Annotated in this window: 13 protein-coding genes; 2 read left to right on the top strand and 11 right to left on the bottom strand. The window is 65.8% G+C overall.

The window, feature by feature from the left end; translation table 11 throughout:
- Positions 1 to 44: 44 nt before the first annotated feature.
- From J2Y55_RS01130 to J2Y55_RS01080, 11 genes are all read right to left on the bottom strand, one after another.
- On the bottom strand, positions 45 to 866 hold the full coding sequence (locus tag J2Y55_RS01130) for an ABC transporter permease (protein ID WP_310146775.1): 822 nt from the start codon (positions 864 to 866) through the stop codon (positions 45 to 47).
- A gap of 8 nt (positions 867 to 874) precedes the next feature.
- On the bottom strand, positions 875 to 1,819 hold the full coding sequence (locus J2Y55_RS01125) for an ABC transporter permease (RefSeq protein ID WP_310146773.1): 945 nt from the start codon (positions 1,817 to 1,819) through the stop codon (positions 875 to 877).
- Positions 1,820 to 2,044: 225 nt separating this feature from the next.
- Positions 2,045 to 3,562, bottom strand: coding sequence for an ABC transporter substrate-binding protein (locus J2Y55_RS01120; RefSeq protein ID WP_310146771.1), 1,518 nt, complete (start codon positions 3,560 to 3,562; stop codon positions 2,045 to 2,047).
- A gap of 789 nt (positions 3,563 to 4,351) precedes the next feature.
- Entirely contained in the window at positions 4,352 to 5,638 is a 1,287-nt protein-coding gene (locus tag J2Y55_RS01115) for a TRAP transporter large permease (RefSeq protein ID WP_310146769.1), read from the bottom strand.
- Positions 5,635 to 6,150: a TRAP transporter small permease gene (locus J2Y55_RS01110; RefSeq protein ID WP_310146767.1), complete on the bottom strand. Its 516-nt coding sequence runs from the start codon at positions 6,148 to 6,150 to the stop codon at positions 5,635 to 5,637. Before J2Y55_RS01110 ends, J2Y55_RS01115 begins: the two co-directional genes overlap by 4 nt.
- Before the next feature lie 95 nt (positions 6,151 to 6,245).
- Complete coding sequence (locus tag J2Y55_RS01105; protein ID WP_310146765.1) at positions 6,246 to 7,241, bottom strand: sialic acid TRAP transporter substrate-binding protein SiaP; 996 nt, start codon at positions 7,239 to 7,241, stop codon at positions 6,246 to 6,248.
- Positions 7,242 to 7,325: 84 nt separating this feature from the next.
- Positions 7,326 to 8,006, bottom strand: a complete 681-nt coding sequence (locus J2Y55_RS01100) for a GntR family transcriptional regulator (RefSeq protein WP_310146763.1) — start codon at positions 8,004 to 8,006, stop codon at positions 7,326 to 7,328.
- Between the two features lie 26 nt (positions 8,007 to 8,032).
- Positions 8,033 to 8,929 (bottom strand): dihydrodipicolinate synthase family protein, encoded by an 897-nt coding sequence (locus J2Y55_RS01095; RefSeq protein ID WP_310146761.1) that lies wholly within the window; start codon positions 8,927 to 8,929, stop codon positions 8,033 to 8,035.
- A gap of 77 nt (positions 8,930 to 9,006) precedes the next feature.
- Positions 9,007 to 9,825, bottom strand: a complete 819-nt coding sequence (locus J2Y55_RS01090) for a carbohydrate ABC transporter permease (protein ID WP_310146759.1) — start codon at positions 9,823 to 9,825, stop codon at positions 9,007 to 9,009.
- Positions 9,825 to 10,736, bottom strand: coding sequence for a carbohydrate ABC transporter permease (locus J2Y55_RS01085; RefSeq protein WP_310148632.1), 912 nt, complete (start codon positions 10,734 to 10,736; stop codon positions 9,825 to 9,827). Before J2Y55_RS01085 ends, J2Y55_RS01090 begins: the two co-directional genes overlap by 1 nt.
- Before the next feature lie 150 nt (positions 10,737 to 10,886).
- Positions 10,887 to 12,239: an ABC transporter substrate-binding protein gene (locus J2Y55_RS01080; RefSeq protein ID WP_310146757.1), complete on the bottom strand. Its 1,353-nt coding sequence runs from the start codon at positions 12,237 to 12,239 to the stop codon at positions 10,887 to 10,889.
- Positions 12,240 to 12,422: 183 nt separating this feature from the next.
- On the opposite strand from J2Y55_RS01080, the gene J2Y55_RS01075 reads away from it, so the two are divergent.
- Together J2Y55_RS01075 and J2Y55_RS01070 are read left to right on the top strand one after the other, a co-directional pair.
- Complete coding sequence (locus J2Y55_RS01075) at positions 12,423 to 13,451, top strand: aldo/keto reductase (protein WP_310146753.1); 1,029 nt, start codon at positions 12,423 to 12,425, stop codon at positions 13,449 to 13,451.
- 4 nt (positions 13,452 to 13,455) lie between these two features.
- Positions 13,456 to 14,301, top strand: coding sequence for an amidohydrolase family protein (locus tag J2Y55_RS01070; protein ID WP_310146750.1), 846 nt, complete (start codon positions 13,456 to 13,458; stop codon positions 14,299 to 14,301).
- The last annotated feature ends 7 nt before the right edge of the window (positions 14,302 to 14,308 follow it).

The raw sequence follows: 14,308 nt of genomic DNA, 5'->3' as shown, positions 1-14,308 counted from the left end.
CCCACGGATTCCGGCGACATCGTCGGTGGTAGCGTCGCGGCAGATCACTGCTCGCCTCGCAGGCGCGGATCGAGCGTGTCGCGCAGCACATCGCCGAGCAGGTTGAGCGCGAAGGCCAGGATCAGGATCGCGACCCCTGAGAACACTGCGCTCCAGGGCGAGAGCAGCAGCACATTGCGCCCCTCCGACAGCATGGTGCCCAGCGATGGCGCCGGTGGCTGCGTGCCGAGCCCGAGGAAGGAGAGCGAGGCCTCGACCAGGATCGCGGCCGAGAGCAACAGGCTGGTCTGCACCAAGAGCACGCTCGCCAGATTGGGCAGCATATGGACGAAGATGATGCGCGCATCGGAGGCCCCGATCGCGCGCGCATTCATCACGAAATCGCTCTCGGCCACGACCAGCGCCGGCCCACGCAGCAGGCGCGCGAAGATCGGCGTGTAGACCACGGCGATCGCGATCGCGGTCGGGCCGGAGCCTGGGCCCAGCATCGCGATGACGCCGATGGCGAGCAGGATCACCGGGAAGGCGAAGAGCACATCCATGCAGCGCATGACGATGCGCTCGGTCCAGCCGCGATAATAGGCGGCGACCAGGCCAAGCGTGCCGCCGATCAGGAGCGCCACGATCACCGCCGCAGCCGAGATGCCCAGCGAAGCGCGCAGGCCATGGATCAATCGCGACAGCAGATCGCGGCCGAACTGGTCGGCGCCGAGCCAATGCGCCGCGCTCGGACCCTTCAACCGGGCCAGGATGTCCTGCGCCAGCGGATCGTAAGGTGAGATCCAGGGCGCCAGCACCGCGACTAGGACGAGCAGGATCACGGCGCTCGCCGCGACGATCAGCAGCTTCGGCGTCTTGCCGGCCATGGCAGCGCTCACAGCCGCACGCGTGGGTCGATCAGCACATAGAGCAGATCGACCACGAAATTGACCAGCACGAAGGAGAAGGTGACGACCAGGATGGTCGCCTGCACCAGCGGATAATTGCGCTCGGCGATGGCCCCCAGGATCAATCGCCCGAGGCCCGGAATGGCAAAGACCTGCTCCACCACGATGGCGCCGCCGAGCAGATAGCCGGTCATGATGCCCGCACTCGTCACGAACGGAATCAGCGCGTTGCGCAGCGCGTGCCGGTACAGGATGCGCCTTTCCGACAGGCCCTTGGCGCGGGCGGTGCGGACATAGTCCTGCTGCAGCGCGTCGAGCATGGCCGAGCGCACCAGGCGGGAGAGATTGGCCAGGATCGGCAGGGCCAGCGCCACCGCCGGCAGCAGCAGCTTTGCGACATTGCCGAGCGGATCCTCGCTGAACGGGACATAGCCGAGCAGCTGCCAGTCCGGCGCCAGCGTCGTCAGCGCCAGGATCATCATGATGCCGAGCCAGAAGGAGGGGATGGTGAGCCCCGCCACCGAGCCGACCCGCAAGGCGGTGTCCCAGGCCTTGCCACGCAAGCGCGCCATCAGCACGCCCAGCGGCAGCGACAGGCCCGCTCCCACGATCAGCGCCAGCACGGTGAGCTGGATCGTCGGCCACATATGCCCCGCGATCTCCTGCGAGACCGGCCGCCTCGTCCACAGCGACACGCCGAGATCGCCGCTCAGCACGCCGCCGAGCCAGCTAAAATACTGCAGCAGCACCGGCTGATCGAGCCCGATCCGGCTGCGCAGCGCCGCGACCCGATCGGGCGTCACCTCGGTATTGGCGCCCAGCATGATCGCAACCGCATCGCCGGGGATCAAACGGATCATCAGGAAGGTCAGCACAGACACGCCAAACAAAACGACGGCGAGGTCAAGCGCACGGGAGCGCAGGAAATTCATTGGCGAAACCAGCAGGCGCTCGGCGAACGATCACCCGTCATTCCGGACAAGCCGCGCAAGCGGCGCTGATCCGGAATCCATCGATGGGCAGCGCACTCCACAAGGGATTCCGGGTCTCCGCAGAGCCTGTCCTTGGGCCAGCCGAAGGCCGGACCCGAGGGCTGCGCCCGGAATGACGGCGCGGTTTCTGGACACAATCCCAAAATCGCGACGATCAACCCGACCTCACCGCGCCTGCGTCGTCGTGGAAAGCGAGAACAGCGAGCGGTTTGCGACGATGTCGAACCCGCTGACATTCGTGCGCATGGCGGTGAAGAGCTGGCCATAGGTCATGAAAGCGGCCGGGCCGTCACAGGTCAGGAGCGACTGCACCCGGTTATAGGACGCCTTGCGCTTCGCCTGATCGGTCTCGATGCGGGCCGCATCGAGCAGGCCGTCGATCTCGGGGTTCGAGTATTTGAACACATTGGTCGAGCCAGCCGTGCGGAAGGTCCGGTAGAAATAGTCGTCTGGATCGATCGAGCCCGCATTGGTCGAGACGAAGGCGTCGAAATTCGAGTTGCGCCAGTCCTGCACGAACTGGCCAAGCTCGGGGATCTTTAGCTCTGCCTTGAAGCCGGCCTTGTTGAGCTGCGCCTGCACGACCTGGGCGATGTCGCGAATATCCTGGCGCGGCAGCACGAGCAGCGTCACGGCAACCGGCGTCGTGATCCCTGCGGCCTTGAGCAGCTCCTGCGCCTTGGCGGCGGACGGCGTGAAGCAGGGGAACTCCTTCACGTCGAGCGCCCATTGCTTCAGCGCCGGCGAGAGCGGCCCGCCGGGGACGCCGGCGCCGAAGAGCGCGGCCTGGACGATCTCCTGCCGGTTCAGCGCGTAATTCAGCGCCTCGCGCACCCTGGCATTGTCGAAGGGCGGCTTGGAGGTGTTCATGCCGACGAGCGTATAGGCGAGCTCTAGCGTGTCGGCGATCTTGACGTTCGGCCGGCCCTTGAGCTGCAGGGCCGTGGCCGCATCGATATTCGGCAGCAGCGCATATTGGCCGCTCGACAGCCCGACCTGGCGCGTCGCCGATTCCGGGATGATGTTGAACTTCACCCCATCGAGCTTGGGTTGGCCCTTGCTCCAGTAGCCGGCATGCTTCTCCAGTTCGATGAAGCCGTTGGGCTGCCATTCCTTGAACTTGAACGGGCCTGTGCCGACAGGCTGGCGCTGCAAGCCATCCTTGTTGGTCTCGAAAGCGCGCGGCACGATCGCGATCGAGGCCAGCGCTGTCAGGAAGGGCGCCGACGGCTCCTTCAGCGTGACTTCGACGGTCCCGGCATCCACGGCGCTCGCCTTCTCCATCGCCGCGAGGCGGCTCGCCAATGGCGAGGCAATGTCCTTGGAGAGCACGCGGTTGAGGCTCGCGACGACGTCGGCCGCCTCCAGCGGCTTGCCGTCATGGAAGGTCGCGCCCGAGACCAGCTTGAAGACATAGCTCTTGCCGTCGCCGGAGAGCGTCCAGGACTGGGCCAGGGCCGGCACCACGCGCAGATCCTTGTCGATCCCGGTCAGGCCCTCATAGATCGAGCCGTTCACCACCTGGAATGAGCTGAAGGCAGTGATGATATGCGGGTCGAGCCCGGCGGGAGAGGCGTCGACCGCCGCTTGCAGGACCTGAGCCCGGGACGGTGCCGGCAGAAGAGCCGCCGCAGCGAGCCCCATGGTCAGCGCCAGCGCCGTGGTGGTCAGAGAACGCGCCATGCCTCAACTCCCCTACCGAATGCATCGGGCGGCCTATGGCCTTGCCCGGAGTGGTCTCATCGAAGGCTAGCCCTCTAGAATACCAATTGCAAGACGAGCCCTTGCCGCGACTCTGCGTCAGGGCAGGTCAAATCGCAATCGCAACCCGCCTCTGCACGCGATTCCCGGGCATGTGAGAACGCCAGGCGCAGCTCCGGGATCGATCGGAAGGCAGAGCGCCCCGATTTTCGAGACGGTCGGACCAAGCCCACCGCTGTCCGGTTGGGGCTTGGGCCCTTGCGCCGATCATGCACGGCTCTCCCGCGCCGGCGAAGGTGACGCGAAGCGCCGGATGAAGGGCGCGGGGAACCCTTCTCCCGCATCGAAGTCGGGTCCACCCGACTTCGATACTCTGGGTGCTGACTCGGGCAAGCCCGAGTTCAGTGAGAAGGGCTGGGATGATGGCCTGCCGCTGATTATTGAGACGCGACCGCGCCGCAGCGCCGGCTTCATCCTGAAAGCGCAGGAGACGATGCGGAGCCGCTTGCGCGATCTGGTTGTCTGGCCTGCCCTCACCCCTGCCCCTCTCCCACACGGGAGAGGGGTTCCCCGCGCTTGTCTCATTCGCCCCCGCCCGCTGGAAAGCCTTCAATGAACGGAGCTTTTTCGATAGGGCGCTCGCGGCGAACTGGACAGTCGTGCATCAGGCCCGACCATGACGCGCTTCGGATCCGGGACGATCTTCGGTCGCCCAGGATGACGGCGCGGCTCAGAGCGAGAGCAGCGTGCCGCTCTCGCAGCCAAGCCGTCTTACTTGCCCATCACCAGATTGGGCAGCCAGGTCGTCAGTGGCGGCCAGAGCGTGATCGCCGCGAGGACGACCAGCAGCGGCACGATCCAGGGCAGGATCGCCTTCGACATGGTCTCGAAGGAGACATTGGCGATCCGCGTCACCACGAAGAGCACCACCCCGATCGGCGGATGGATCGTGCCCAGGATCAGGTTCAGGATCATGATGATGCCGAACTGGACCGGGTCGATGCCGAAGCTATGCGCGGCCGGCACCAGGATCGGGATCAGGATCAGCATCGCCGCCAGCGCTTCCATGAAGCAGCCGACCAGGAGCAGGATCAGGTTGCAGACCAGGAGGAAGACCAGCGGATCCTTGATCGTCTCGACGATCAGCGGCGTCAGCGTCTGCGGCACCCGCGAGATCGACATGCACCAGCCGAGCGCGCCCGCCGCCATGACCAGGACCATCACGAGGCCGGTGGTCTCGACGGTCTCGACCAGGATCGGCCCGAGTTGCTTCACCTCCAGTGTGCGGTAGACGAAGAAGCCGAGGAACAGCGCGTAAAGGCAGGCGACCGCGGCGGCCTCCGTCGGCGTGAAGATGCCGGAGAACATGCCGCCCAGGATCAAGGGCGGCGTCATCAGCGCGAAGAAGCCGCTGAGGAAGGTCCGCCCGATCTCGCGAAAACCCTTGAACGGCTCCTTGCGGAAACCCTGGCGCTTCGAGATCAGCATGACCATAGCCATCAGCGACAGCCCCATCAGGATGCCGGGAATGACACCGCCGATGAAGAGCCGGCCGATCGAGACATCGGCCGTGACGCCGTAGATCACCATCGGCAGGCTGGGTGGGATGATCGGACCGATCGTCGCCGCGGCAGCCGTGATCGCGGCGGCCGTCTCGGGCCGGTAGCCGGCCTTCTTCATAGCCCTGATCTCGATTGCGCCTGAGCCTGCCGCATCAGCGACAGCCGAGCCGACCATGCCGGCGAAGATCATGCTGGTCAGGATCGAGGCATGGGCATAGCCGCCGCGCAGCCAGCCGATCACCGAGGTCGCGAACTCCACGATCCGGTCGGTGATCCGCGCCGCGCCCAGGATGTTGCCCATCAGAATGAAGAGCGGCGCCGCCACGATCGGAAAGGCGTTCATGGCTTGCGCCATCTTCTGCGGCACGATCGAGGCCGAGAGATCGGCCAGCGCCACGAAGGCGAAAGCGGCGAGCCCCATCGAGGCGAAGAGCGGAAAGCCGGCGAGGATCGAAAGCAGCCAGACGCCCGAGATCTGGAAGATCAGCGTGCTCACAGGACCTCTCCCGTGATCGGCGGCTCGGCCGGCTCATAGGGCGAGACCGCCCAGTTCCTGAGATTGGCGATCAGTTCGAACACGCCCTGCGCAGCCGTGACGAAGCCGGCGAAGACCATCGGCGCATAAAGCAAACTCATCGAGATCGGCACTGTGGTCGCCTCGAGATCATGGTTCACGGCGACGAGATGGATGCTGTACCAGCCGGCCAGCAGGCCGAAGACGACCATGGCGATCTGCATCACCGTCTCGGCGGCTCGCCAGCCCTGCCGCGGCAACAGGTCATGGAAGAAGCGGATGCGGATATGGGCCTGCCGCCGGCTGGCGATGACCCAGCCGCAGACCGCAACCCAGAGCATCAGGAAGCGCGAGACCTCGTCGGTCCAGATCAGCGGATCGCCCAGCGCCCGCGTGACGATGCCCAGCGTCACGCAGACGAGCAGCGTCACGATCAGGATGCCGGCGAGAATGTCCATCGCCCGGTCGAACACCGTGCGCGCGAAGGCGATCATGCTGTGTCTCCGAAGAGCAGATTCTGTTTCAGCCGGCCCGGATCGCGCGAGCCCCGATCCGGGCAGCTTGTGGTTCTCTCAACCAGGCCTTGAAGCTACAGCGCCTCGATGCGCTGCCAGAGGCCCTTGCCCCATTTGCTTTCGAACTTGGCCGGCAGCGACGCCAGCACCGGCTTGCGGAAGCTCTCGAGATCGGGCTTGATCACGGTCATGCCGCTCTTGCCGAGGCTCTCGGCGAGCCCGTTCTCCTGCGTGACGATCTCATTGTCCTGCCAGGCCGAGGCCGTGTCGATCGCGGCCCGGACAAGAGTACGATCGGCCTCGCTCAGTTTCGACCAGGCGGCATCGTTCACGATGACCAGGCGCGGCGTGATGATATGGGCGGTCAGGATGAGGTATTTCTGGACCTCGGCGAGCTTGGCCGACTGGATCGTCGGCAGCGGGTTCTCCTGGCCGTCGACCGCGCCCTGCGACAGAGCGAGATAGAGCTCGCTGAAGTTCAATGGCGTCGGCCGCGCGCCCCAGGCCTCGGCCATGGCGCGGAAGGTGTCGACCTCCGGCACCCGCAGCTTGAAGCCCTTCATATCCTCCACCGAATTGATCGGCTTGGAGCCGCTGGTGAGGTGGCGGACGCCGTAATAGGTCACGCCGATGACGCGCAGACCCCGCTTCTCGACCAGCACCTTGTTGAGTTCGTCCATCAGCGGCGATTTCAGCGCCCGCGTCATATGCGCCGGGTCGCGCCAGATATAGGGTGCCTCGATGATCGATATCTGCGGCACGAACTGGCCCAGCAGCGCCGCGCCCTCCGTCACCATGGTGAGCGCGCCGCTGGCGACGGATTCGACCATGTCGCGTGACGAGCCGAGCTGACCGGCCGGGAAGGTCTGGATGTCGATGCGCCCGCCGGTCTTCGCCTTGACTTCGGCTGAGGCCTTCACCGCGCTTTGCGGCGAGGGATGCGTCATCGCCTGGCCGTCGGCCCAGCGCAGCACGATCGCTTGCGCCCGCAGGACGGCCGGCATGGCAATGCTCGCTCCGGCAAGCGCCGCGGAGCCGACGAGCAGTTCGCGTTTGGTCAACCTGGTCATGATCTTTGCTCCTCCCGAGAATGCCCGGTTGTCCGGATCGCTATTGGGTTGAAGCCGCCCCTCATGAGCCGGCTTCATATCGCGTCAGTAATTCATCGCCCGCGTCCGGGCATTGCCGATATGCAGGCTCATCTCCTCGGCGGCGCGCAGCGGGTCGCGCGCCTCGATCGCCGTGATGATCTTGAGATGGTCCCGCATCACCGGCACCAGGATGTGGTTCTGGATCCGCGTCTCATATTGCCGGATCAGCCTGATCTTCAGCCAGGTGACGCGGAAGGCCTTCGAGACGATGTCGTTGTCGAGGTGATCGATGATCGCCTCATGCATCAATCGATCGACATCCTCGGCATCCTCGATCAGCGCCTCGTCGCCGCCGGCCTCGGCGCGCATGATGATCGCCTCGTGCCGCTGGCGCTGCTCGGCGATTTCCGCATCGGTCGCGTTCGCCGCATAGAGCGCGGTCGCCTCCCTTTCCAGGAAGAGCCGGAACTGAAAGGCGTTACGGATCAGGTTGAGATCGACATGGGCGACCTGCATGCCGCGCTGCGGCACCGTCTTGATCAATCCCTCGGCCTCGAGCCGAGGGATCAATTCGCGGATCGCCCCCAGAGGCAGGCCGGTCAGCGCCACGAGCTCGCGCTGGGTCACGAATTGCCCGGGCTTGATCTCGCGCGCCAACAACCGCTCGGTGAAGCTGGCATAGGCCCGCTCCCGCAGTTTCAGCGGCTCGGCCTCGCGTTCGGGCTCCGTCTCCGGCTGGTTCAACCTGTCCTCCCTGGGGCGGCCTCGTCTCAGGCCGCCTTGGCGCGCGTGATCGTGTCGAAGGCGGCGAAGAGCCGCTTGCGCTGACCCTCGTCGAGCGCCTCCAGCGGCGCACGCATCGCGCCATAGCCGGCATCGCCATGCACATGCCCGACCAGGGCTTTTACCGCGGCCAGCACAGGGTAGCTGCAGATCTCGTCGACCAGCGCGTTCACCACCGGGCTGTCGGTTCCCTCATAGACCAGCGGCCGCAGCAGATGCGGCACGAGATTGGCGACGCCGCAGATCGAGCCCTGCGCGCCCGCGCGCACTGCGCGGGCGAGCTGCCGCTCATCGCCGACCAGGATGGCGAGCTCGCCATGCGCCTTCAGGAAGGCTTCCGTGCTGTCATAATCGCCCGACGAATCCTTGATGCCGGTGACGACGCCCGGGAACGCGGTCTTGAGCCTCTGGACGAGATCGACGCTGATGCTGACCGCCGTCACCGAGGGGATGTGGTAGAGAATGGCGTTGCGCGCGGAGGCGCCGAGCTTGTCGAAGAACTGCGAGAACCAGGCATAGAGCCCTTCGTCGCTGACGCCCTTGAAGTAGAAGGGCGGCGCGACCAGCAAGCCCTTGGCTCCGGCATCGAGCGCCAGCCGCGCCTGCTCGACCGCCTCATGCAGCGAAGCTGCCGCGATGCCTGCATAGATCTGCTTGGCGGGATCGACGCCCGCCCCGATCAGCGCGCCCATCATCGCCGTGCGCGCCGGCAGGCCGAGCGCCGCGCCCTCGCCGGTGGTGCCGAACAGGGTGATGCTGTCGCAGCCCTCGGCGAGGACATGGCGCGCATGCGTGACGAGGCGCGGCAGGTCGACGGCGCCGCCCTCCCGCATCGGCGTGGTGATGGCGCAGGAGAGGCCGAAGCGGTTGGGGTTGAGAGCCATGGAACTTGTCTTTCGAGGAAGATGACGGACTGACATGTTAGTTTGCGCGCTGGAAGGCCGCAAGGCCGGACGGGCGATTACCCGTCCTTGAGGCCTCCGGCCGACAGACCGGCGACGATCTGGCGCTGCGCCAGGACAGTGACGAGAAGAACCGGCAGAGTGACGAGGAGCGCGGCCGCGGCCAGCGGCCCCCACGAAATCTGCTCGAAGGTCAGGGAGTTGTAGACCGCCGAAGGCAGCGTGCGGCTGTTCTTGCCTCCGAGCACGACGGAGAAGATGAAGTTATTCCAGGAGAAGATGAAGGCGAGGATGCCGCCGATCGTGACGCCGGGCAGCGCCAGCGGCAGCGCGACATGGCGGAAGGCCTGCCAGGTCGTGGCGCCGTCGATACGTGCGGCGTCTTCCAGCTCCATCGGCACGTTCTCGAAATAGCCGATCATGATCCAGACGATGATCGGGATGGTGATGACGAGATGGGTGATCACCAGCGCCGTGATCGTGCCCACCAGCCCGGTGATCTGGAACAACAGGAAGAGCGGGATGAGATAGGACAGCGCCGGCGTCATGCGCGCAATCAGGATCAGGATCGCGAACTTTGCCGCCTTGCCGCGCGCGATGCCGTAGCCCGCCGGCACGCCGACCAGCAGACCGATCAGCACGGCCCCACCCGTCACCAGGATCGAATTCCAGAGATAGAGCCCGAAATTATTCTGCGCGAAGACGTCGACATAGTTCTTCAGCGTCGGCGGATCGGGAATGAACACCGGCGGGAACGCCGTGTTGTCGAGCTCGTTCTTCAGCGACAGCGAGATCATCCAGAGGAAGACCAGCACCGCCGGCGAGACCAGCACGAAGACGGAGGCGTAGAAGCCGAGTTTGGTTGCGAGGCGCTTCATCACGCGTTCCATTTCGACTTCTGGCGCGCATAGAGCAGCAGCAGCGAGAGCATGATGATCATCACGAAGAAGATCACCACCACGGCCGAGGCGTAGCCGATCTTGTAGAACTGGAAGGCCTGCAGGTAGAGGAAGATGTTCAGCGTCTCCGAAGCCGTGCCCGGCCCGCCCTGGGTGATCACGAAGATCGTGTCGAAGGCCTTCAGCGCATCGATGGTGCGGATCACGATCGCGACCATGATGAAGGGCCAGACCAGCGGCAGCGTGATGTGGCGGAACATGTGCCAGTTGTTGGCGCCGTCGATCAGCGCCGATTCATAGGGCTCGCGCGGCAGGCCGGCGAGGCCGCCGAGGACGATCAGCATGACCAGCGGCGTCCAGTGCCAGACCTCGACCAGGATCAGCGTCGGGATCACGGTTCCCGGGTCATAGACCCAGTTCTGCGGGCCGATGCCGACCAGCGAGAGCAGGTAGTTCAGCACGCCGAGCTGAGGGTGGAACATCATCGTCCAGACCAGCGCGACCGCGACCGGCGTCGCCATCATCGGCATCACGAAGACGGTGCGCAGCAGGCCCCGGAACGGAAACTCGCGATGGAAGACCAGCGCCGCGGCCGTGCCGAACAGAATCGGCAGCACCACGGCCAGGATCGTGAAATAGGCGGTGTGCCCCATCGATTCGATGAAGCGGGAATCGCGAAACAGCTCGGCGAAATTCTGCAGGCCGACGAATTCCGGCCCGCCGCCGATCTTCCAGTCCTGCGTCGACATGTAGAGCGTGAACAGCCAGGGGAAGACGATCACCCCGGCGATGATGAGCACGGCCGGCAGCGAGAACAGCCAGTAGCGCGGCGTGAAATCGGCCGAATGCTGGAACGCCGCGGAGGGCGGTCGCGGGACAGCTGCGGGCATGGATGTGGTGATCGTCATCGACTGCGCCTTGTCTTGCACACTCCGTCATGCTCGCCCTTGTGGCGAGCATCCACGTCTTGAACGCCGCATCGAAGCCGCGAAGACGTGGATGGCCGGGACAAGCCCGGCCATGACGCGAGCGCGGATGCTTTAAGCCTGTTCGCTCTTCTCGAGGATCGGCTTGAAGGTCTCGGTCGCCTTCTTCAATTCGGTAGCCGAGTCCGCACCGGTCAGCGTGTTGGTGATCGCCACGCCGAAGACGTCACGGAACTCGGTCACCGGGATGATCTGCGGCAGGCCGGCGCGCGCGATCTTGCCGGATTCCGCCAGGCACTCGAAATACTGCTTCGGGAAGCGCGAGCCGGCAGAGGCCTCCGGGCTGCCTAGCGCCGACAGCCGGCCCGGCGCACCGGCGCCCGCCTTGATCATCGCCAGCTGATTGCCCTTGTTGCACATGTACTGGAGGTAGAGCCAGGCGGCCTGCTTGTTCTTCGACCCGCGCGCGATACCCAGCCCGTCGCCGAACAGCGCCGAGTGATGCGCCTTGGGGCCAGCCGGCGTCACGCCATAGCCGACCTTGCCGACGATGCGCGACTTGGTCGGATCTTCCAGCGGCGTGGCGAAGCCGATGCCGTCGAGCCACATCGCGGCGCGGCCTTGCATGAAGGTGGTCTGGCATTCGTTCCAGTTGAAGCCGATCGTGCCCGGAGGGCCGTAATCCTTGTTGAGCTTGCGGTACATGTCCGCAGCCCACACAGCTTCCGGCCCATCCGTCTGCAGCTTGCCTGTCGCCGAGACCGTCTCCAGCCCCTGCCCCAGCAGCCAGGAGGTCCAGACCGGGATGTTGGCGTTCTTCAGGCCGCGCGACACGAAGCCCGCGACACCTTTCGCCGGGTCATTGAGCTTGGCGGCGGCAGCCACCAACTCGTCCATGGTCTTGGGATATTCGAGCCCCTTCTGCGCGAACATCTCCTTGTTGTAATAGACCATCCAGAAATCGATGAAGTGCGGCAGCGTGTCGATCGACCCATCCGCCTGCTTGCCGAAATCCACCGCGCCGGCTGCGAAATCGGCATAGTCGAAATCAGGCGAGGTCAGCGAGGCGTCCGCGAGATAGGGACGCAGATCCTCCATCCACTTGCCCTTGGCCGAGAGCCGCTTCTGGACGTGCAGCGCCAGCATGGTCACGTCGAAGGCGGGCTTGCCTGAGGAGAACTCGATCATCGCCTTCTGGCGCTGCTGCTGCTCGGGCACCTGCTCGGAGGAGACCTCGATGCCGGTCAGCGCGGTGAAGGCCTTCTCCTCGGACTGCATCAGGTCGGAACGCGGGTTCTTCACCAGCATCACGTCGAGCTTGGTCCCGGCGAAGCGCTTCCAGTTGAAGCTCGATTGCGCGTTGGCCTCGCGGATGATCGCCGGCGCGCCGATCGCGCCAAGGGCGCCCAGCGCAGCGGCATTGCGCAGCAAGGCGCGGCGAGTCGGCTTCAGGATCATGGATGTCATAGGCGCCCTCCCTCAGGACATGGTCACGGCCCGTTTCGGGCCTGTTGGTTATGCGGTCGGCACCCTGCATGTCGCTGGAGGCCAACCGATCCGGCGCTGACGCTAATCGTGTTTCAACACGGTTGCAAGCTAACATGTTGGCGTGCACATACTGTCGCCGCGACCAGCCGAAAGATGCCCTGCATGCCTGCCTCGACCATCCCGATCCCCAGCCGGACACTCGGCAGAAGCGGGCTGTCCGTCTCGACGCTCGGCTTCGGCGGCGCACCGCTCGGCGATCTCTATGCCCGGCTCGACGAGGCCCAGGCCGTGGCGACGGTCGAGGCCGCCATCGCGGGCGGCGTGACGCTTCTCGACACCTCCCCGCTCTATGGCCACGGCCTGTCCGAGCACCGCATCGGCGCGGCTCTCCGTCGTGTGGACCGCGCCAACATCGCCGTCTCGACCAAGGTCGGCCGCGTCGCCGAGCCCTTTGGTCCGCGCGGCGACGGCTCCGGCTATCTCGGCGGCCTGCCGCATGCGCTGCGCTTCGACTATTCCTATGACGGCGCGATGCGCTCGCTCGAGCAATCGGCGCTGCGGCTGGGCGTCGACCGGATCGACATCGTCCTGATTCACGACGTCGATGTCTGGACGCATGGCACGGACGCGATCGAGGCGCGCTTCGCGCAAGCCATGAAGGGGGCCTATCGCGCGCTCGAAGGCTTGCGCGCCTCCGGCGCGGTGAAAGCGATCGGCGTCGGCGTCAACGAAGCCGAGATGTGCGAGCGCTTCGCCCGCGCCGGCGACTTCGACACGATGCTGCTGGCGGGCCGCTATTCCCTGCTGGAGCAGCCGGGGCTCGCCTCCTTCATGCCATTGGCGCTGGAGAAGGGCATCGGCCTGATGCTGGGCGGCGTCTTCAACTCCGGCATCCTCGCGACCGGCCCGGTCACTGGGGCGAAATACAATTACAAGCCCGCCCCGCCCGAGATCCTCGCCCGCGTCGCGGCAATCGAAGCCGCCTGCCTCCGCCATGACGTGCCGCTGCGACGCGCCGCGCTGCATTTCCCGCTCGGGCATCCCGCTGTCGCGAGCCTCGTCATGGGCGCGGTCTCGCCCCGCGAGGTCGCGGACCAGATCGCCGAACTCTCCGCCCCCGTTCCCGCCACGCTCTGGGCCGAGCTGAAGGCCGAAGGGCTGCTCGGCGCCGACGTCCCCGTGCCGGTTTGAACCGATGCGGATCGACGCTCATCAGCATGTCTGGACACTCGCACGCGGCGATTATGGCTGGCTGACGCCGGCGCTGGGACCGATCCATCGCGATTTCGGTCCTGATGACCTGACCCCACTTCTCGCCGGCCATGATATCGACCGCACCATCCTGGTCCAGGCCGCGCCGACCGAGGCCGAGACCCTGTTCCTGCTCGATATCGCGGCCCGCACGCCCTTCATTGCCGGCGTCGTCGGCTGGACCGATTTCGAGGCGCGCGATGTAAGCCTGCGCATTGCGCATCTCGCCTCGACCCCGCTGCTCGTCGGCCTGCGCCCGATGGTGCATGACATCTCCGACGTGGACTGGCTCGCCAAGCCGGAGCTCGACCCCGCTTTTGATGCCCTGATCGCGGAGAACCTCGTTTTCGACGCGCTGCTCAAGCCCCGGCACATCGCGCCGATGCTGAGCCGGCTCGAACGCCATCCCGCACTCGCCGCCGTGATCGACCACGCCGCCAAGCCCGACCTCGTCAGCGGCGATCTCGACGGTTGGCGCGAGGGCATCACGGCCCTGGCGCGGCATCCAAACCTGTTCTGCAAATTGTCGGGCCTGGTCACCGAGGCCAGCGAGGACTGGACGCTCGCGACCTTGCGCCCGGTGATCGAACATCTCCTTGCAAGCTTCGGCCCGCAACGCCTGATCTGGGGCAGCGACTGGCCCGTCCTGACCCTGCGCGCCAGCTATGGCCGCTGGATCGAGACCGTGGAGGCGCTGCTCGCGCCGCTTTCGCAGACCGAGCGCGCCGCCATCATGGGCGGCAACGCCCGCAAGCTCTATCTCACGCGCCGCGGACGCAGCCCGCTATGACCGTGCT

Origin of the sequence: Allobosea sp. BE125, from assembly GCF_031456075.1 — a bacterium.
GTDB lineage: Bacteria > Pseudomonadota > Alphaproteobacteria > Rhizobiales > Beijerinckiaceae > Allobosea.
The sequence above is the reverse complement of the archived record's forward strand: the minus strand, read 5'-3'. Positions and strand labels throughout refer to the sequence as shown.

What these genes read in the sequence shown, in the direction of transcription:
- J2Y55_RS01130 (WP_310146775.1), bottom strand. Translation starts at nt 866, where the DNA reads ATGGCCGGCAAGACGCCGAAGCTGCTGATCGTCGCGGCGAGCGCCGTG.
- J2Y55_RS01125 (WP_310146773.1), bottom strand. Translation starts at nt 1,819, where the DNA reads ATGAATTTCCTGCGCTCCCGTGCGCTTGACCTCGCCGTCGTTTTGTTT.
- J2Y55_RS01120 (WP_310146771.1), bottom strand. Translation starts at nt 3,562, where the DNA reads ATGGCGCGTTCTCTGACCACCACGGCGCTGGCGCTGACCATGGGGCTC.
- J2Y55_RS01110 (WP_310146767.1), bottom strand. Translation starts at nt 6,150, where the DNA reads ATGATCGCCTTCGCGCGCACGGTGTTCGACCGGGCGATGGACATTCTC.
- J2Y55_RS01105 (WP_310146765.1), bottom strand. Translation starts at nt 7,241, where the DNA reads ATGACCAGGTTGACCAAACGCGAACTGCTCGTCGGCTCCGCGGCGCTT.
- J2Y55_RS01095 (WP_310146761.1), bottom strand. Translation starts at nt 8,929, where the DNA reads ATGGCTCTCAACCCCAACCGCTTCGGCCTCTCCTGCGCCATCACCACG.
- J2Y55_RS01090 (WP_310146759.1), bottom strand. Translation starts at nt 9,825, where the DNA reads ATGAAGCGCCTCGCAACCAAACTCGGCTTCTACGCCTCCGTCTTCGTG.
- J2Y55_RS01085 (WP_310148632.1), bottom strand. Translation starts at nt 10,736, where the DNA reads ATGCCCGCAGCTGTCCCGCGACCGCCCTCCGCGGCGTTCCAGCATTCG.
- J2Y55_RS01080 (WP_310146757.1), bottom strand. Translation starts at nt 12,239, where the DNA reads ATGACATCCATGATCCTGAAGCCGACTCGCCGCGCCTTGCTGCGCAAT.
- J2Y55_RS01075 (WP_310146753.1), top strand. Translation starts at nt 12,423, where the DNA reads ATGCCTGCCTCGACCATCCCGATCCCCAGCCGGACACTCGGCAGAAGC.
- J2Y55_RS01070 (WP_310146750.1), top strand. Translation starts at nt 13,456, where the DNA reads ATGCGGATCGACGCTCATCAGCATGTCTGGACACTCGCACGCGGCGAT.